This window comes from Cytobacillus kochii (genome assembly GCF_020171845.1).
GTDB lineage: Bacteria > Bacillota > Bacilli > Bacillales > Cytobacillaceae > Cytobacillus > Cytobacillus kochii.
In genome coordinates, this window is the sequence record NZ_JAIVAM010000011.1 from 1 (window position 1) to 16,884 (window position 16,884).

20 protein-coding genes, 10 tRNA genes and 1 rRNA gene are annotated in these 16,884 nt (G+C 37.7%); 2 read left to right on the top strand and 29 right to left on the bottom strand.

Annotated features, from left to right (window positions below; all coding sequences use genetic code 11):
• The 12 genes from LCM23_RS17725 to LCM23_RS17780 form a co-directional block, all read right to left on the bottom strand.
• A 16S ribosomal RNA gene (locus LCM23_RS17725) occupies positions 1–104 on the bottom strand; the annotation flags it as partial.
• Positions 105–222: 118 nt separating this feature from the next.
• A tRNA-Gly gene (locus LCM23_RS17730) sits at positions 223–296 on the bottom strand.
• A 25-nt stretch (positions 297–321) separates the two neighbouring features.
• A tRNA-Pro gene (locus LCM23_RS17735) sits at positions 322–398 on the bottom strand.
• 8 nt (positions 399–406) lie between these two features.
• Positions 407–483 (bottom strand) — tRNA-Arg (locus LCM23_RS17740).
• A gap of 65 nt (positions 484–548) precedes the next feature.
• A tRNA-Leu gene (locus LCM23_RS17745) sits at positions 549–635 on the bottom strand.
• Positions 636–650: 15 nt separating this feature from the next.
• Positions 651–723, bottom strand: a tRNA-Lys gene (locus LCM23_RS17750).
• A 7-nt stretch (positions 724–730) separates the two neighbouring features.
• Positions 731–805 (bottom strand) — tRNA-Gln (locus tag LCM23_RS17755).
• Positions 806–816: 11 nt separating this feature from the next.
• Positions 817–893: transfer RNA gene (locus LCM23_RS17760), tRNA-Asp, on the bottom strand.
• Positions 894–908: 15 nt separating this feature from the next.
• Positions 909–980, bottom strand: a tRNA-Glu gene (locus LCM23_RS17765).
• Between the two features lie 39 nt (positions 981–1,019).
• Positions 1,020–1,110 (bottom strand) — tRNA-Ser (locus LCM23_RS17770).
• A gap of 4 nt (positions 1,111–1,114) precedes the next feature.
• Positions 1,115–1,189 (bottom strand) — tRNA-Asn (locus LCM23_RS17775).
• A 91-nt stretch (positions 1,190–1,280) separates the two neighbouring features.
• Positions 1,281–1,736, bottom strand: a complete 456-nt coding sequence (locus tag LCM23_RS17780; protein WP_224938123.1) for a SprT family protein — start codon at positions 1,734–1,736, stop codon at positions 1,281–1,283.
• A gap of 115 nt (positions 1,737–1,851) precedes the next feature.
• Between LCM23_RS17780 and cmpA the strand changes: the two genes are divergently transcribed.
• Positions 1,852–1,971 (top strand): cortex morphogenetic protein CmpA, encoded by a 120-nt coding sequence (cmpA, locus tag LCM23_RS17785; protein WP_095370816.1) that lies wholly within the window; start codon positions 1,852–1,854, stop codon positions 1,969–1,971.
• A 78-nt stretch (positions 1,972–2,049) separates the two neighbouring features.
• Here cmpA and LCM23_RS17790 read toward each other — a convergent pair whose 3' ends face one another.
• The 14 genes from LCM23_RS17790 to acpS form a co-directional block, all read right to left on the bottom strand.
• Positions 2,050–4,215, bottom strand: coding sequence for a Tex family protein (locus LCM23_RS17790; protein WP_224938124.1), 2,166 nt, complete (start codon positions 4,213–4,215; stop codon positions 2,050–2,052).
• Positions 4,216–4,364: 149 nt separating this feature from the next.
• Positions 4,365–4,958, bottom strand: coding sequence for a PP2C family serine/threonine-protein phosphatase (locus tag LCM23_RS17795; protein WP_224938125.1), 594 nt, complete (start codon positions 4,956–4,958; stop codon positions 4,365–4,367).
• Positions 4,955–5,749, bottom strand: coding sequence for an RNA polymerase sigma factor SigB (sigB, locus tag LCM23_RS17800; protein WP_224938126.1), 795 nt, complete (start codon positions 5,747–5,749; stop codon positions 4,955–4,957). The genes LCM23_RS17795 and sigB overlap by 4 nt, the downstream gene beginning before the upstream one ends.
• Complete coding sequence (rsbW, locus tag LCM23_RS17805) at positions 5,727–6,200, bottom strand: anti-sigma B factor RsbW (RefSeq protein WP_095370819.1); 474 nt, start codon at positions 6,198–6,200, stop codon at positions 5,727–5,729. The genes sigB and rsbW overlap by 23 nt, the downstream gene beginning before the upstream one ends.
• Positions 6,197–6,529, bottom strand: a complete 333-nt coding sequence (locus tag LCM23_RS17810) for an anti-sigma factor antagonist (RefSeq protein ID WP_095370820.1) — start codon at positions 6,527–6,529, stop codon at positions 6,197–6,199. Before LCM23_RS17810 ends, rsbW begins: the two co-directional genes overlap by 4 nt.
• Before the next feature lie 60 nt (positions 6,530–6,589).
• Positions 6,590–7,603 carry a PP2C family protein-serine/threonine phosphatase gene (locus LCM23_RS17815; protein WP_095370821.1) on the bottom strand — a complete coding sequence of 338 codons (1,014 nt, stop codon included), beginning with the start codon at positions 7,601–7,603 and terminating at the stop codon, positions 6,590–6,592.
• Between the two features lie 12 nt (positions 7,604–7,615).
• Entirely contained in the window at positions 7,616–8,017 is a 402-nt protein-coding gene (locus tag LCM23_RS17820) for an anti-sigma regulatory factor (protein WP_095370822.1), read from the bottom strand.
• A gap of 4 nt (positions 8,018–8,021) precedes the next feature.
• Positions 8,022–8,378: an STAS domain-containing protein gene (locus LCM23_RS17825; RefSeq protein ID WP_066192954.1), complete on the bottom strand. Its 357-nt coding sequence runs from the start codon at positions 8,376–8,378 to the stop codon at positions 8,022–8,024.
• 4 nt (positions 8,379–8,382) lie between these two features.
• On the bottom strand, positions 8,383–9,201 hold the full coding sequence (locus tag LCM23_RS17830; protein WP_095370823.1) for an STAS domain-containing protein: 819 nt from the start codon (positions 9,199–9,201) through the stop codon (positions 8,383–8,385).
• Between the two features lie 392 nt (positions 9,202–9,593).
• A complete protein-coding gene (locus tag LCM23_RS17835) occupies positions 9,594–9,944 on the bottom strand; it encodes a type II toxin-antitoxin system PemK/MazF family toxin (protein ID WP_095370824.1) in 351 nt (116 codons plus the stop codon).
• A 4-nt stretch (positions 9,945–9,948) separates the two neighbouring features.
• Complete coding sequence (locus LCM23_RS17840) at positions 9,949–10,230, bottom strand: CopG family ribbon-helix-helix protein (protein WP_095373546.1); 282 nt, start codon at positions 10,228–10,230, stop codon at positions 9,949–9,951.
• Between the two features lie 217 nt (positions 10,231–10,447).
• Positions 10,448–11,596, bottom strand: coding sequence for an alanine racemase (alr, locus tag LCM23_RS17845; protein WP_224938127.1), 1,149 nt, complete (start codon positions 11,594–11,596; stop codon positions 10,448–10,450).
• Between the two features lie 275 nt (positions 11,597–11,871).
• A complete protein-coding gene (locus LCM23_RS17850; protein ID WP_095370826.1) occupies positions 11,872–12,891 on the bottom strand; it encodes a LolA family protein in 1,020 nt (339 codons plus the stop codon).
• Between the two features lie 228 nt (positions 12,892–13,119).
• On the bottom strand, positions 13,120–13,476 hold the full coding sequence (gene acpS, locus LCM23_RS17855; protein WP_224938128.1) for a holo-ACP synthase: 357 nt from the start codon (positions 13,474–13,476) through the stop codon (positions 13,120–13,122).
• A gap of 91 nt (positions 13,477–13,567) precedes the next feature.
• Here acpS and LCM23_RS17860 point away from each other — a divergent pair, with 91 nt between their 5' ends.
• On the top strand, positions 13,568–14,293 hold the full coding sequence (locus tag LCM23_RS17860; RefSeq protein ID WP_224938129.1) for a rhomboid family intramembrane serine protease: 726 nt from the start codon (positions 13,568–13,570) through the stop codon (positions 14,291–14,293).
• Positions 14,294–14,350: 57 nt separating this feature from the next.
• On the opposite strand, the gene LCM23_RS17865 is transcribed toward LCM23_RS17860, so the two are convergent.
• The 3 genes from LCM23_RS17865 to fosM all read right to left on the bottom strand — a co-directional run bounded on the left by LCM23_RS17865 (position 14,351) and on the right by fosM (position 16,856).
• Positions 14,351–15,787, bottom strand: coding sequence for a PH domain-containing protein (locus LCM23_RS17865; protein WP_224938130.1), 1,437 nt, complete (start codon positions 15,785–15,787; stop codon positions 14,351–14,353).
• Positions 15,780–16,259, bottom strand: coding sequence for a PH domain-containing protein (locus LCM23_RS17870; protein ID WP_095370830.1), 480 nt, complete (start codon positions 16,257–16,259; stop codon positions 15,780–15,782). Before LCM23_RS17870 ends, LCM23_RS17865 begins: the two co-directional genes overlap by 8 nt.
• 177 nt (positions 16,260–16,436) lie before the next feature.
• Positions 16,437–16,856 carry a FosM family fosfomycin resistance protein gene (gene fosM, locus LCM23_RS17875; RefSeq protein ID WP_224938131.1) on the bottom strand — a complete coding sequence of 140 codons (420 nt, stop codon included), beginning with the start codon at positions 16,854–16,856 and terminating at the stop codon, positions 16,437–16,439.
• Between the last annotated feature and the right edge of the window lie 28 nt (positions 16,857–16,884).

Consider the following 16,884-nt stretch of genomic DNA (forward strand, 5'->3'; position numbering starts at 1 on the left):
CCGCCGCTAATCTTTGGGAGCAAGCTCCCTCAGATTCGCTCGACTTGCATGTATTAGGCACGCCGCCAGCGTTCGTCCTGAGCCAGGATCAAACTCTCCAATAAAGTGTTTGATTAGCTAATTTGCACCTATGGTGCTTTGTTGCTGATAAATCAGCTTTTTTAGAATTACGCTTGACGTTTTACGTTCGTTCAGTTTTCAAAGAACAATCTTTTTCGGTAATGGAGCGGGTGAAGGGAATCGAACCCTCATCATCAGCTTGGAAGGCTGAGGTTTTACCACTAAACTACACCCGCATTTAATTAATTTGTTGGTTTCGCATGGTCGGGAAGACAGGATTCGAACCTGCGACCCCTTGGTCCCAAACCAAGTGCTCTACCAAGCTGAGCTACTTCCCGTAAGTATATGGCGCGCCCGAGAGGAGTCGAACCCCTAACCTTTTGATCCGTAGTCAAACGCTCTATCCAATTGAGCTACGGGCGCCTTGAAGCAACTCTATTATAATATCACACTAATTTTAATGAGTCAAGTATTTTTTAAAATCTTTTTGGTGCGGCCGAGAGGACTTGAACCTCCACGGGTTATTCACCCACTAGGCCCTCAACCTAGCGCGTCTGCCATTCCGCCACGACCGCATAAATTGTTTAAGATGAGCCATGAAGGACTCGAACCTTCGACCCTCTGATTAAAAGTCAGATGCTCTACCAACTGAGCTAATGGCTCATAAAAATGGCTGGGCTAGCAGGGATCGAACCTGCGAATGACGGAATCAAAATCCGTTGCCTTACCGCTTGGCTATAGCCCATTATTAAGATATGGCGGTCCGGACGGGACTCGAACCCGCGACCTCCTGCGTGACAGGCAGGCATTCTAACCAACTGAACTACCGGACCTAACCTTTAAAAAGATGACCCCTACGGGATTCGAACCCGTGTTACCGCCGTGAAAGGGCGGTGTCTTAACCGCTTGACCAAGGGGCCATAACATAAAAAAAGAAAAAACAAATATGTATATAAGAATGGCGGAGAAGGAGGGATTTGAACCCTCGCGCCAGTTGCCCGACCTACACCCTTAGCAGGGGCGCCTCTTCAGCCACTTGAGTACTTCTCCAAAATGGCTCCGCAGGTAGGATTCGAACCTACGACCGTTCGGTTAACAGCCGAATGCTCTACCACTGAGCTACTGCGGAATATGTTAAAAGAGAATATGTAGTCAACAAGCACTGCCTTATCGACTCTTTAAATTATAATTACCACCATGTAAAAAGTCAAGCATGAATTTCAATTATTTTTATCAGCAGATATTAACACTAATTTGCCCATACATTGGCCACATCTATACTTGTTTGTGTTGATTCGACGTTTCCTTCTATAGAGTTGATTGCACTGGTTACATTTATACATAATGTAAGAAACTTTCTGAGGTAAAGACGAACAATGCCTCGGTGCACCTACTTTAGCCATTAGCCTCCGAAAATCACTATCTCGATGTTGATAGCCTGCCCCAGCCAAATGCAGATGGTAATGACATAGTTCATGTTTAATAATACCAACTAATTCTTCCATTCCTAGATGCTGATAATATGTCGGATTAATTTCAATGCGGTGATCAGACAGCATATATCGTCCTCCGGTTGTTCTTAATCTACTATTGAATTTCGCTGTATGACGAAAAGGAAGATCGAACCACCTCAAGGATACTTCTTCAACTAACCTTTGTAATTCCTTATCACTCATTTCTTCACTCCTTTCAAGGATAAAATTAGCACGTGACAACCTATAGGCGCATACAATTGATATACATTAGCATAGCATAAAGGATCGTGGAAAGTGAGAGAAAGGAGGCTATTCCATGCCTGTTTGGTTACAGAACCAAATGAAACGTGCTTTCTTAGAGAAGGACCGTTATCAAATTAAATTATTGAATCAATGCTGGTACTTTTATAGAAAGAAGCATTGTTCTGGTACGTAGGAAACTCCTTCTCAAACAACCCCACAATGATCTACATAAAAAGCCGTTGGGGGAAATACCACGGCTTTTTATGCTTATTTATTTACCTTGTTGGAGCATGGTTAACGCCACTCTGCCTTTTTGTTGATCTACCGAATCAACCCATACAGTAACAACATCACCAACAGATACGACATCTAATGGATGTTTCACAAACCGATTACTTAGCTTTGAGATATGGACTAACCCATCTTGCTTCACGCCAATATCTACAAAAGCTCCGAAATCAACTACATTTCGGACAGTCCCTTGAAGTTCCATCCCTTCCTTCAAATCATCCAGCTTTAATACTTCTTTCTTTAATAGCGGAGCAGGTAATTCATCCCTAGGGTCTCGACCAGGTTTCATTAATGCATCAATTATATCCTTGAGCGTTAATTCACCAATATTTAACTCTTCTGCTGTTTCTTTTATAGATAACTGGCTTAGCGCTTCGATTAATTGTGCAGAGCCTAAATCGTTAGAATTCATCTTTAACATTTTAAGCAATTTACTTACTTCCCCATAGGTTTCAGGGTGAATCGATGTTCTGTCTAATGCTTCTTCTCCATCAACAATTCGTAAAAATCCAATGGCTTGCTCGTACGTTTTCGCGCCTAATCGAGGAATTTTCTTTAATTGTTTTCGATTAGTAAATTTGCCTTCTTCTTCTCTTTTCTTAACGATATTCGTTGCGACAGCCTTCGATAGACCAGCTACATGTTGTAATAGCGATGGAGAAGCTGTGTTCACATTCACTCCAACTTGGTTTACAGCCGTCTCGACAACAAAATCTAATGATTCCGTTAACCTTTTTTGAGAGACATCATGTTGGTATTGACCGACACCGACTGATTTAGGGTCAATTTTTACTAATTCAGCAAGTGGATCTTGTAGTCTCCTCCCTATTGAAACAGCGCTTCTTTCTTCAACTTGAAAGTCAGGGAATTCTTCACGTGCGATATCAGATGCGGAATAGACACTTGCCCCCGCTTCATTTACGATTAAATAATAGATTTCTTCATTCAATTCTTTTAATAAGTCAGCAATAAACTGTTCTGTTTCTCTTGATGCCGTTCCATTACCTATGGCCACCATCTTCACTTCATATGCTTTGAGCATGGAAAGGACTTTGTCTTTGGCTACACCTAATTTAGAAACAGGCGGATGAGGATAGATTACATCAATCTTTAATACCTTACCTGTTTCATCAATGACCGCTAATTTGCAGCCTGTACGATAAGCTGGATCTACCGCAAGGACGACTTTCCCTTTTAGCGGTGGTTGTAAAAGGAGATTCTTAAGATTTTCAGAGAAAATTTTAATCGCTTGTTCCTCACCTTTTTCAGTAAGTTCACCCCTTAATTCTCTTTCAATTGATGGTTGAATTAAGCGTTTATAACCATCTTCAATCGCCTCTTCCACAAATGGTACATTGATATGGTTTGATACAGTGATCCATTTTCGATTTAAATACTGTAAGATTGGCTCTTGTTCCACCTTAATACTGACTTTCAGCACGCCTTCTTTTTCCCCACGATTGAATGCTAGTATACGGTGAGGAACAATCTTACCTACGTTTTCACTATAGTCATAATACATCTCATACACATGCTTTTCGTCGATGCTTTCATCTTTTACAGTTGATTCAATCATTCCTAGTTTATATGTTTTTTCGCGAATCCACTTCCTACTTTGCGCATCATCAGATACCATTTCTGCAATGATATCTCGCGCCCCCTGAAGAGCTTCTTCAACTGTTGTGACACCTTTTTCCTCATTTAGGAAGTGTGTTGCTTTTTCTTCAGGCGTATCATCATTTTGATAGGATAATAACCAAGTGGCTAATGGTTCTAGCTCTTTTTCTTTCGCTACGGTTGCTTTTGTTCTTCTTTTTTGTTTGTACGGACGATATAAATCTTCTACTTCCTGCAATTTCTCCGCTTTTTCTATTTGATTAGATAATTCCGGGGTTAATTTCCCTTGCTCTTCTATTAACCTAAGTACTTCTTGTTTTCTCTGCTTTACGTTTTGTATGTATTGCCATCTTTCAACAATATCCTTGATTTGTACTTCATTTAACGCACCGGTCATTTCTTTTCGATAACGCGCAATAAACGGAACGGTATTTCCCTCTTCAATTAACGCGATGGTTCGATCAATTTGTTTTGTGGATAATGAAAATTCTTTTGCTATTCGTTCAAAAATATCTTTCTTATCATCCATGTCTCTTCACCTTCCTAAGTGCAAACTGTACTATTGCTTTATTCTACCAAAATTTTAAAGGTAAAGCATTTTTGGCTATAGCCCCGTCTTGATTCGTGTTTTATGTAGAGTATAAAAGAGCAAAACAAAAAGCTTGCTGATTGAAACAATCATTGCAAGCTTCCGATTATAAATGTTGCATCGTCTATAAGATTCATGTTCTGCGCCCTAATTAACTTCGCAGTTGCTTCGATTGGTAAATATTTATTCATCAGTTTTTTTATACCAGAAATGGGGTATCCATCTGAAAACATCAAGAATTTAATTCCGTTTGTATAATCAAAACGGTGAATTTTAAATGCTTGACGCTTTCCTGACAAATAACCCGATGTTGGCAGAGGGTAAATGAGCTTCTCAGTATCTCCATAAAAGAAAAAACGAATATTTCCAGTACAACAGTAGGCTAATTCTTTTGTGTGAAAATTAATCTTAATCACACCTACTGCAGCGCCTCTTTTATGTAAAAGTGACTGATTACTTAAATCCATAATGGTTGAAATATCTAAATCGTGATTTTCTCTAACGGTATTGACAACAGCAGATGAAGCTTCATTTGCATATTCTCCACTACCTAAACCATCAGCTAATACACAAATAAAATAATCATCAGTTGTGTGATAATAAAAAGAATCACCACAAACGGACTGACCACGTTTAGCAAGCTGATCGGTAATGACGTCCATTTGATGTGGATCATTCATCATAGAATATACTCCGAGCCTTCATTTTCGGCATGGATGGCTTCTTGCAATTTTTTAATTGCTCTTCTTTGCAGCCTTGATACATGCATTTGAGAAATATCCAGTCTTTCCCCTGTTTCTTTTTGGCTTAGATTTTCTAGAAATGTATACTGGATAACTTGTTTCTCTCGGTCTGATAAAACATGCAACACTTTTTCAAGTACGAGCATTTGATTGACTTTTTCATAGCCATCATCCACATTACCGACAATATCCAGGAGCGTAACAGTACCACCGTCAGAATCAGCTTCAATGGAATGGTCAACTGATAACGCCTGATAACTTTTGCCCATCTCCATTGCTTCTAAAACTTCTTCTTCTGTTACTTCTAGAGCATCAGCAATTTCCTCGACCTTAGGCGAACGTTGCAAAGCAGTTGTTAATTCTTCCGCCGTAGCTTTAATCTTGGGCCCTAATTCTTTTATTCGTCTCGGTACATGCACGCTCCAAGTCTTGTCTCGTAAGAAACGTTTAATTTCACCGATGATTGTCGGAATAGCAAATGCTTCAAACGTTTTACCAAAAGAGGCGTCATATCTACGAATCGCACCAAGTAGTCCAATCACACCTACTTGAACAATATCTTCGTGATAAGGTCTACCTTTAGAATATTTTCGTGCGATGGATTCAACCAATTTGTAATACTGTTCAACAAGTTGTTCCTGTGCGTATTCGTCCTGATGTAATTGATATTGTTGTATGAGATCATTAATCTCTTCTTTTGATCGTTGTTTAGGTTGAGATTGCTTCTGCATCACTCTCCACCTGCTCTCCTTCTAGGTACTTAGTCATAAAGACTGTTACACCTTTTTGATGATGAATTTTCACTTCATCCATTAATGTTTCTATTAGGTAAAGGCCTAATCCTCCTTCTCGTAAAAATTCAACAGAATCATTTGCTTGGTAAGGACCTGCACTGTCTCTTGCTTGTTGAAAATCCAAGCTCTCACCTTCATCCGCAACCATGACTTCTAATTTATTTTTATAAAGGCCGAATCCTACAAGCACTTCACCATTTTCGTTGTTTTTGTATGCATGCTGAACTGCATTTGTACAAGCTTCACTCGTTGCAATCTTCAAATCTTCAATTTCGTCATAGTTAAATCCCATTCTACTGGCAATACCAGATAAGGTTAATCTAATAATACCGACGTATTCCGGCTTCGATGGGATTTTCATCTCAATGTAGTCGTACGACTCGGTCATTTCTTTTCACCTTCCATTTTGGTGCTGATATCAATAATGTCAGCAAGACCAGTAATTTCGAATAGCCTTTTTAAACGACTAGAAAGCCCAATGATTTTAAATTGACCATCGTGCGCACGTACATTTTTAAAAAGTCCTACAAAAACACCTAACCCGGTGCTATCCATATAGGATACACCCGAAAGATCAACAATCATCTCCACATTATCTTTTTCAGAAAGCGGTATAAGTTCTTTCTTTAATTCTGGTGCAGTGTATACATCAATCTCTCCACCTACAGTTACCTCAGTAATATTTTGATTATGATTTACATCTATATTAATGTTCATATTTTTTGCCCACCTTTTAGGAATAGCTGGTTACTCCTCATTTACCCTTTTAATTTTAGCTTAAACATTTCTTCTTAATATAATTAAAGTAAAATCATCCCTTAATTGGAAATCTTGTAATTTTTCAAGTTCTTTATATACGTTTTGCACGATATTTTGTGCTTTTAAGTGTATATTTTTCTCGATTAAGGCCAATAATTCTTCACGTTCAATAAAGCCTTCTTTTGTTCTTGATTCAGTTACGCCATCAGACATCAAAATAATCATATCCCCAGGCATCACTTCTTTTTCGTACTTTCTATATTTCGTATTCTTTTCAATACCTAATAATAAACCCTTTGCAGGCAACTCAGAAAATGTCTGTGTTTCCGCATGATAAAACAAGCCCGGTTCGTGCCCAGCAGAGGCATAGGAAAAGATATGATGATCGATATGGTATGTGCCATAAAACATCGTAATAAACATAGTTAAATCAACATTTTGTTCCACAACACGATTTAAATTCTCCAACACCAAAGTAGGTGTTTTACGATTTTCTGGTAAACTGTCCATAGCATATTTAATCATAGACATACAAAGGGCTGCTGGTAGCCCTTTTCCAATAACATCAGCTATTGCGATACTTACACTATTATTTTCATCCTCAACAAAATTAAAATAATCACCATTCATATGTTTTGCTGGGACGCTGATTGCTCCAATATCCATGTCTTTTTTACATGGAATCTCTGTCCCAAGCAATGTTTTTTGCACATTAGCCGCGATTTCCATTTCGGTTCTTAATTCCTGTTGAATATGTTTTAAATTTTGGTGTTCGCGGTAAGCAAAACCATATGCCACCATCACTTCAAGCAGTATATCAAAAGACTCCTGCATTCTATCGTTAAATTTTTCTGGAAACATCTCAGCCATAATATTTCTATGGATGCTGACAATTTCCTCTGGAGGAATGTTCCGTTCAATTGCATTCCTACTTAACTTTTGTCCTTGATATAATGCCTGCTCTGAACGGTCAGCTAAATAATTCGTTAATATCTCTCTATATTTGGACTCCAATTTCTGTCTGAAATCCATCTCAAGTTCCCCCTAACGGAGCCATTTAATCGCCCTTATATCTGTACCTTCACCTGGGCTTGAATCTATTTGAAAATCATCCATCAGTCTTTTTACCCCTGGGAGACCTGCTCCTAGTCCGCCCGATGTCGAATATCCATCCTCCATTACTTGGCGCAAATCTTTAATACCTGGACCACTATCAATCGATAATAATCTTAGTCCCGTTTTGCCATTTTCATAGAGCTTCTCTATACAAATTTGACCTTGACCTGCATATAAGAATATGTTTCTCGCAAGTTCACTTATTGCTGTTGTAATTCTTGCTTGGTCAACCGTCCCAAAGCCCAGCTCTTTTGCAACATTCCTACCAAGCTGACGCGCTGAAACGATATCCCATTCATTGATTATTTTAACGCAGGATTGGTTGTCCATTCGGCTATTCCCCCAATTCCTGTTGTAATTTCTCCAAACCTTTTTCTAAATCTAGGGCGGTCAATACATTATTCAGACCGATTCCTAATTCAGTTAACGTAATTGCTACTGCTGGTTGAATGCCTGTAATGACAACTTTAGCACCCATTAAATGGGACATTTCAATCACATCACCTAATACTTTAGCGATAAAAGAATCAATAAAATCTATTGATGTTAAATCGATTACAACACCATTTGCACTCGTATCATGTATTTTCTTTAACAAGTCTTCTTGAAATTGAAGTGCCGTCTGGTCATCTAGTTCCCATTGAATAGAAACAAGTAAACAATCATGTAGTTTTAAAATCGGAATTCTCAAAACGTCACCCCTCCAATGGCACAATTTTACGTTTAGTCATTTCCAATGCTGCTTCTACGCCTGATTTCATCGTATTTTTCGTAATAATTCGGTTTAAGTCGATACCAAGGCTCACAATCGTTTGCGCAATTTCCGAACGAATACCTACAAGCATGCATTTTGCTCCTACTAAGTGGACTGCATCTGCTGCTTGGATAATATGGTGAGCAACCATTGTATCAACAACAGGGACACCTGTAATATCAATCAAGACAACTTCTGAACGATGTTTTACCACACCTTGAAGAAGGTTTTCCATAATTTGCTTCGCACGTTCTGTATCGATCATCCCAATTAATGGCATAACTGTAATGCCTTCAAATACAGGAATTAAAGGTGCCGATAGTTCTTGCAATGCAATCTTTTGATTAGCGATCGTTCTTTCCCAAGAAACAGTGTAATCATTAATTATTTCACTATTCATCGCTTTTAACCAATGATTCAAATCATGCATCACTTTCGCTTCATTCTCTGGACGAATATACTTATCTTTGACCATTTCATCAAATACAACATCGCCCAGTACATCTAGAGCATTTACGACAAAACGTAGAGGCCAGCCTAAACTGACAATTCTATCTGAAAAATTCTCTGATTGACGTTCGTACTCGTCCTTTTTGCCAGAAATTTTCAAGATAGCGAGCTCCACTAACTCTCTTCCATATGTCTCGAAGTTTTGATCTAGGATGACATTGGTAATTGTTTCGTCAGAATCTTCTTTCAATCGGTTCAACCATTCTTTAAAAATATCTTCTTTATTGTGTTGAATATATTTCAAAGTCATTTGTCTTCCCTTACCTCCTATACTAGCACATCTATTGGTTAGTTTTTCCTTATTATCATTGATTGTAAAAAAATCTACATGATTGTAAAAAATCCAGCAAAAATCTACAACTATTGCCTTATATTATAACGCTTTCTATTTGAAACGTCTTTAACAATATATCCAAATTAAGTGTGTACCCTTTTTTGCTTATTATCAAACCTAAAACATTAAATTCCTTTTATTTCTTTTTGTTCAGAAGAATATCTCAAATATAAAATTGGGGGATTTAAAGTTTAAGCTCGTTTCAATAAGTGTATTACATATATTAATAAGTCCTATCATTACAATGAATGGACTTGTTTAAGATTAGGAAGCATATAAAAAAACGCCCCAACTTTTTTGAGCGTTTTCTAAAATTCTATAAGACCTAAACTGACTTGTAAGGCTTCATTTACCTTATCCATCATTTCGTCATCAAGATGGGTGATTTTATCGGTTAATCTCTGCTTATCAATTGTACGAATTTGTTCTAACAATATTACTGAATCTCTCTCAAAAGCATATCGCTTCGCATCAATTTCAACGTGAGTAGGCAGCTTTGCTTTTTGAATCTGAGCGGTAATTGCTGCGATGATTACTGTGGGACTAAACCGATTCCCGATGTCGTTTTGTATAACAAGTACTGGACGGACACCGCCTTGTTCTGAGCCAACAACTGGGGATAGGTCTGCAAAATAAACGTCACCACGTTTAACAATCAAAGGATCAGCCTCCGCTTACAAGACGTTCAACTGCGTTTTCTGCCTCGTATTCCGCTTGAAATGCTTCAGATGCTATCGTCAAGTTTAATTTTGCCATTTCCATGTAACCACGTCTCATGGACTCACGAATATGTCTTTTCTTCCGTTCACGCAAATACATTTTCGTTGCTTGATAAATAAACTCACTTCTGTTTACGTTCTCTTGCTTCGCATAACCATCTAATTCCGTTAATAGATGTTGCGGCAGCTTCACCACTATTTCTGTTGTTGCGCTGGATTCAGACACAAACATACACCTCCACCATCACTACACACCATATTTTTTATATCTACCAATTTTCATATTACCATTATTCTCTTAGGCTGCAAAGGGGGTTTTTTATTTAGTAAGAAATTATCCATAAAAACAGTTGCATTTTCTTTCAATGTCTTCCTAGGAATTTCAGTGATAATTTCCCAAATTATTAATAACTATTATCTACCAACATGTTCATTGATATGCATTAAAGAATCCCATTTCTTGTAGAAATTTTTGTTTGATCCTGAATATAGATTCTTGGTATGCGCATACCTATTTGGCAAGTTACCTCATAATTAATTGTTTCAAGTGTGTTAGCTATGTCATCTACAGAGATGGTCTGACCATTTTGAGTCCCGATTAACGTAACGACATCTCCAACTTGCTCTTCCTCACTAATACGAATCATACATTGGTCCATACAAATTCTGCCGACAATACTTACTCTTCTTCCATTAACAAGGACCTCTTGTGTAGCTAACCTCCTAATCCACCCGTCTGCATAACCGATTGGCAAGGTTCCAATTGATTCCTCTTTTTCAGCTTCGTACGTTGCTCCGTAACTCACTTTCTCGCCCGGTAGCAATTTTTTCACATGAACTATTTTCGTATGAAGTGAAAAGGCCTCTTTTAATTTAAAAGGTAAATGATTTTTAATTTCAGAAGATGGTGACATGCCATACATTGAAATCCCAAATCTAACTGCATTAAATTTCGCCTCAGGATGTCTCAAGCCAGCTGCACTATTACTAGCATGAATATATCTTGGTTGTTCATCCATCCAGCTTATCATTTCATTAAAAGTGCTTAACTGTTCATTAAAATAGGCTGTCTCAAGTTCATCCGCTGTCGCAAAATGCGTGAAAACTCCTTCAACATGGAACTTTCCTTGCTGTAGTTGATATTGAAATATTCCCCATTCTTCTTTTGATTTAATCCCTAATCTACCCATCCCCGAGTCCATCTTCACATGAACTTTTACTTCTTTGTTTATGAATGGTGCAGCTTTCATCAACCACTCAGCTTGGCAAACGGTTAAAGTAATTCCTGCTTGTTCAGCTAACCCGACATCCTCTGGTCGTGAGAGTCCTAAAACTAATATTGGCGCGTCAATCCCTTTATTCCTAAGAGCAAAAGCCTCATCTAAAGTCGCCACCGCTAAGTAAGTGGCACCTGCCTTTAGAGCTGTCTTGGCTACCTCTATATCTCCATGGCCATATGCATTTGCCTTCACAACTGCAAACAACTCTGCTTCTTCTCCAATATGCTTAATCATTGACTCTACATTATATGTGATATAATCCAAATTTATCTCTGCCCAAGTATCACGAAAATATGGGACCTGTTGATTCATACCGTCCACTTCCTCTTTATACTTTTCCTTCTATTATTTGATTATGTCACATTAACGTATAACAGAAAAGACAAACTTTCTTCTTAGACCGAGTGAAGTAAAAGCAGTGTAAGATGTAATTAAGAAGTATGTTAAACTTGGTAACTTTAAGTTACCTTTGATTACCAATTAATCTAGATGATATGGCGTTAATATTGGCAAAATTATCATCCGTAGAAACCGCAAACAACGCAAAGAAACCCGAGGAATCTACCTCGGGTTTATCTTATCTATATTTATTTTACAACTTCCCCTTGTACAGACTGTGCAATTTGGATCATTTCTTCTTTCGATAGGTTAGTCGATGCAATCATATAATCCACGCCATTTTGCGTCCAGGATACCATATTATCTGATACGGCTCCTACAGTGAAGCCAAGGTCAACAGGGTCACCATTCATCATCGCCTCTTCACCACCAGAGGTTTGAACAATAACAGCCTTCTCTTGAATCATTGTGAATGATTTGTCTTCACCTTCATAGGTTAGAATGACACGTTTACCTTCTTCTGTTTCTACTTCTTTTTCAGAAACAAGTTCAACTTCAGGTAGCGATTCTGGATAGAAGACAGTGAAATCTTCTTCTTCTGCTACTTCAGCCATGACTGGGAATTCTAGCTGCGCACCTGTCATATTTTTCTTCGTATCGAAATCTTTATTATCTAGCTCTTCATTAAATTTCACATTGGAGAAATCCACCGTCACAACTGGCGTTCTTTCTGCATCCATTACCTTTACACTAACTGGAGATAAATCCGATTTATTTAAGGTAATCTCTTGGAGAGGCAGCATTTGATTGTTTTGATAACTCGTTTTTGTTTCATAAACATAATGATCTTCCGTTGCTTTAAATTTTGCTTCCTTATCATTTTGAATATCTTCAATTAATGACTCATAAAGATACGCTTGACTACTATTGTTTGGCCAGTCACTTTGGAAGCGAAAACTTTTATTCAAAGCTGGCGTAAGAACAAACACACCTTCTTTGTTCTTTAAGATCATTTGACTTTGATCTTTTTCAGTGTTTTTAAGTGCCACACGATAAAATTCCGGGTTCTTATGCCATATTTCTATATCATAGGATTGCGGCTCGGAACCTGTTTGCAGCGTCATTTTCGCTTCCGCCTTATAGCTTTTTAATGATTCTAGTTTGCTCGATAAATCTTTTGTCACATCCTCCTGGGATTTTGTCCCACATGCAGCTAGTGTGACAGTTATGGCCAGTCCCATGAGTAGCCAGAAAAACTTCTTCTTCATTCCTTCAACCCCTTTATCTTATAATCAACAGTGCAGTCAAACGCTTCCGTGGCCTGTCTCCTCCATTGCACTATTGAATATATGAGACAACCTCAAAGATTATTCCAGACGTTCTAATAGATCAAGAATATTTTTTGGAGCCTGGGGATGATTCGTATGTAATTAATTACAGGCGTTTATTTGAAGGAATAGTAGCTTAATCAACTTTACTTCCTGTCCTAATGAATATTACTCTTTTTCAATTATCACTTGAGCAATGGCATACTCTCTACTATGGGAAATAGATAAGTGTACAAGACAGCCATCAACCGGACGAACAATGATCGGTTGTCCAGTCATATGGTTAGCTGTTTCAATATCTAGAAACGAAAGTGATTGCCCGATGCCTGTTCCTTTCGCTTTAGCAAAGGCTTCTTTCGCAGCAAATCTCCCTGCTAAATATTCTATTTTTCTATGCCCAGTTAGTGTCTCATATTTCTGTTTTTCGCTTGTTGTTAAAATACGTTCGACAAACCGTTCTTTTCTTTTTACTAATTGTTTAATTCTCTGTAATTCAATCATATCGATACCAATGCCTTTAATCATTCTAATCACCATCTTCTAAATAAAATAAATGCTGCATAAAACAAACTATAGTATATTTAATGTATGAGAACATTTTAGGAGGAGTCAATTATTGTTTATCAGGACAGAAAGCTTTAAAGAATTTATTCGCTTCTATCCCATCGTTACTTCTATTATCGCTATTAATATTGTATTGTATTTACTTACTGTTTTGCCCATCCTACCAACCAATTGGTTAATGGCGCATTTTGCAGGTATTAATATTTATATTATGCAAGGGGAGTTTTGGCGACTTGTTACACCTATCTTCATGCATAGCGGATTTGCTCACCTTTTATTTAATTGCTTCTCACTTGTTTTATTTGGACCCCCACTAGAGAGAGCAATTGGCAAGGGGCGTTTCCTCCTTGTTTACTTCCTAGCTGGTATTGGCGCGAATATCGCAACACTCATCCTTGAACCGTTAACATATATTCACGTTGGCGCGAGCGGAGCGATTTATGGTATCTTCGGCTTCTTTATTGCTATTATTGTGTACCGTAGAGATTTACTTTCACAGCAAAATACTCAGCTCATTCTTGCCATCACAGTTATTGGTGTAATTATGACCTTCTTGCAAGCGAATGTAAATGTGATTGCCCATCTATTTGGTCTATTAGCAGGTTTCCTCACTGGTTCAGCAATGATTAAAACGAAATTAAAAGCTGGATATGGTGCAACGAGACCAACAAACCAATGGAAATCTTCAGCCAGACGATTAAAAGGCGTCCCCCTATCAACCATTCTTATCTTTGGGGGCATTATTCTTCTTGCCATTATCGGTCTATTGTCACGTTAATGAAATCGTTCAAACAAACAGCAAATCCGAACAATTTATGTTCGGATTTGCTGTTTCTCATTCTGTATTCTCAGGGGTATAAGAATACCACTTGTATATAGATAATACATCTTCTACTTCTAGGTCAACTACATCTCCTCCAGTTGCACCTGAACCAGACATAGCCTTAGCAGAAATAGTAGCTAACTGATTTTGCTTCTGAAAATACGTTTCTTTCATTGAAATTGATTGTGTTCTATTCTTCCTCAAGTAAACAGTTGTTTTAGAAATAAATCGTGAACGAAGAACGAGTTGATTTCCTATAATCGTCCAACCAGCTGCTTTATAACGGTAATAAGATAAAATAAGCATCAATCCAACGAACACTAAACTAAATAAACCCCACACTGAGAAGAAATAAAGAAGGATAACTGCGACTGGAACAGAGATAAATAATCCTCTCAATATGTATCTTCTTAAAGCCTTTTTTGGTGCTGGAACAAACATATCTGTCAATTGGTAATCATTTAATCCAGTTTCTATCTTCTCGCGGATTCGGTTTCTCTTAATAATCGGTAACAGCATCACTTTCGAGCTATCCGCATCTTTTAATGACCCACCTGCACTTTCAAGGTAAACAGATGCATAGCCAATTGCTTGGCGAACTGGATTCTCATTTATCCTTAATGCTTGAATCCGATGTAGAGGAATCGTTAGTTGCTTCTTCTCCAATAGACCGCGGGTAATAACTAATTCATCTCCCACTTTTCTTACAGTGAAATTAGCATACTTTAACACTGATCCAATGAGAGCAATAAGCCAAGCAAGAACGAAACCAAGGAAAACCATTAAACTGATGAGCATAACACCGCCTGTAATAAAGACACTCAATTCATCAAATACCTTCTCATAAGGAATGACTTCAGCAAATTGTGATAAAAAGGCAAAAACAGCTGAAATCACAACACCTACTCCCCCAGAGGTCGAAGAAAGTAAAATCAACTCTCCAGGTTTAATTTGGTAAAGTATTTGTTCCTCTTTTTGTTCTGTTTCGATTTGCTCATCTAACTCTATATGTGCCTTTTTAGATTGCGATAGGATATCTTGAATCTGCTGTGCCTCATTTTTAGAAATAGCAGTCAATATAGCTTCTGCCTCTAGTCCTGAACCAGCTGTTTCAATGGTCATTTTCACTAAACCAAAAGGTCTTTGTAAAATCCCTTCTGATAAATCAAGACTTTGAATTCTTTCGAAGGGGATATATCTTTTTTTCCGAATAATTAACCCTGATTCAATTCGTAATTCTCCCTCTTCTATTCTGTAGGTAAAACGAAGCCAAGTAAGAATACCGGATATAAGAATAAGAGCGATAATACCTATTGTAATAAAAAGCTGAATCTTCCCTTCGCTATTACCAAATACGACAATAATTAAAATGGGAATAATGGAGTCCTTTAATGTTTTCAGTACATTTGATACGGCTGCAATCGGATGAAGTCTTCTCGGCTCAGACATCATCTACAGCCACCCTTGCTAAGTTAGATATAAAAAATCGCAGTTCTTCTGCTTCTTCTAGATCTAAAGCGGGTATTTCATGAACAGTTGCCGCAGTTGAAACCGTCACGGTAGCTAGTTTATATTTTCGAAGAATAGGTCCTTGGTGAGTATCTACATGCTGCACTCTGATCATTGGGACGAGTGTACGTTTGATAATAAATATTCCATGCTGTAGTTCAATTTCATTCTCTCTCACTTCATAGCGCCACCTTTTCCACCGCACAGTCGGGAAAACTTTAATCGCTAAATAAGCATAAAGAGCAAATATAATTAATGCAACACCAATTATCCACATCGGCCAATCAAAAATGAATGTTAAAACAATAGCGCCAATTGCCAATACAAATGGGATAAGGGAATGTAGTGCACCAGATATTTTCCAAACAGTCAGACCCCGTTTAGAAATACGCTTTTGCGGCTTTGATAACATATATGTAAACCCCCTAAAAATTCCTTATTGAACAACTATAGTATACATGAAAGCCATACTATTTCTCAGTAAAAACTTGGATATTTTTTCATTCTTAGTTATTAATTCTATACGATGATCTAAGAAAAAGGTTTCAATTGGAGTGAAGTTGATTAATCCCTTACCTATCTACTTCATTTACTTATAAAATGTCATATGATCTTTATCTTGTCGGTAGTAAGCTAATCGATCTTGTAAGGTACCCGTATGGAACTCAAATTTATGACCATCCGGGTCAGTAAAATAAATCGAGCGCTTATCTTTTTCGTCCCTTATGCGCCCGGATAAAATATTCACTTTTAAGTCTAGTAAACGTTGATAACAACTTTCAAAATCATCTTCATCAATAGAAAATGCAATATGAGTATAAGATTGGGTAATCTCCTGACGAGGTATGTCTTTTTCTTCATTAAGGGCAATCCACATGCCTTGACAATCAAAATATGCTGTCGTTCTCCCTTTTACAAGCAACTTAGCTACAAAAACCTTTTCATAAAAAGCAATAGAACGATCTAAATCAGAAACAGAGAATAACATATGGTTCAAACCTTTAATCATACTGCCGTTCACCTCATCTTGATTTCAT

Bases quoted from the DNA above. Each gene is read 5' to 3' on its own strand.
- LCM23_RS17780 (WP_224938123.1), bottom strand. From the start codon at position 1,736: ATGAGTGATAAGGAATTACAAAGGTTAGTTGAAGAAGTATCCTTGAGG.
- cmpA (WP_095370816.1), top strand. From the start codon at position 1,852: ATGCCTGTTTGGTTACAGAACCAAATGAAACGTGCTTTCTTAGAGAAG.
- LCM23_RS17790 (WP_224938124.1), bottom strand. From the start codon at position 4,215: ATGGATGATAAGAAAGATATTTTTGAACGAATAGCAAAAGAATTTTCA.
- LCM23_RS17795 (WP_224938125.1), bottom strand. From the start codon at position 4,958: ATGATGAATGATCCACATCAAATGGACGTCATTACCGATCAGCTTGCT.
- sigB (WP_224938126.1), bottom strand. From the start codon at position 5,749: ATGCAGAAGCAATCTCAACCTAAACAACGATCAAAAGAAGAGATTAAT.
- rsbW (WP_095370819.1), bottom strand. From the start codon at position 6,200: ATGACCGAGTCGTACGACTACATTGAGATGAAAATCCCATCGAAGCCG.
- LCM23_RS17810 (WP_095370820.1), bottom strand. From the start codon at position 6,529: ATGAACATTAATATAGATGTAAATCATAATCAAAATATTACTGAGGTA.
- LCM23_RS17815 (WP_095370821.1), bottom strand. From the start codon at position 7,603: ATGGATTTCAGACAGAAATTGGAGTCCAAATATAGAGAGATATTAACG.
- LCM23_RS17820 (WP_095370822.1), bottom strand. From the start codon at position 8,017: ATGGACAACCAATCCTGCGTTAAAATAATCAATGAATGGGATATCGTT.
- LCM23_RS17830 (WP_095370823.1), bottom strand. From the start codon at position 9,201: ATGACTTTGAAATATATTCAACACAATAAAGAAGATATTTTTAAAGAA.
- alr (WP_224938127.1), bottom strand. From the start codon at position 11,596: ATGAATCAACAGGTCCCATATTTTCGTGATACTTGGGCAGAGATAAAT.
- LCM23_RS17850 (WP_095370826.1), bottom strand. From the start codon at position 12,891: ATGAAGAAGAAGTTTTTCTGGCTACTCATGGGACTGGCCATAACTGTC.
- acpS (WP_224938128.1), bottom strand. From the start codon at position 13,476: ATGATTAAAGGCATTGGTATCGATATGATTGAATTACAGAGAATTAAA.
- LCM23_RS17865 (WP_224938130.1), bottom strand. From the start codon at position 15,787: ATGTCTGAGCCGAGAAGACTTCATCCGATTGCAGCCGTATCAAATGTA.
- LCM23_RS17870 (WP_095370830.1), bottom strand. From the start codon at position 16,259: ATGTTATCAAAGCCGCAAAAGCGTATTTCTAAACGGGGTCTGACTGTT.
- fosM (WP_224938131.1), bottom strand. From the start codon at position 16,856: ATGATTAAAGGTTTGAACCATATGTTATTCTCTGTTTCTGATTTAGAT.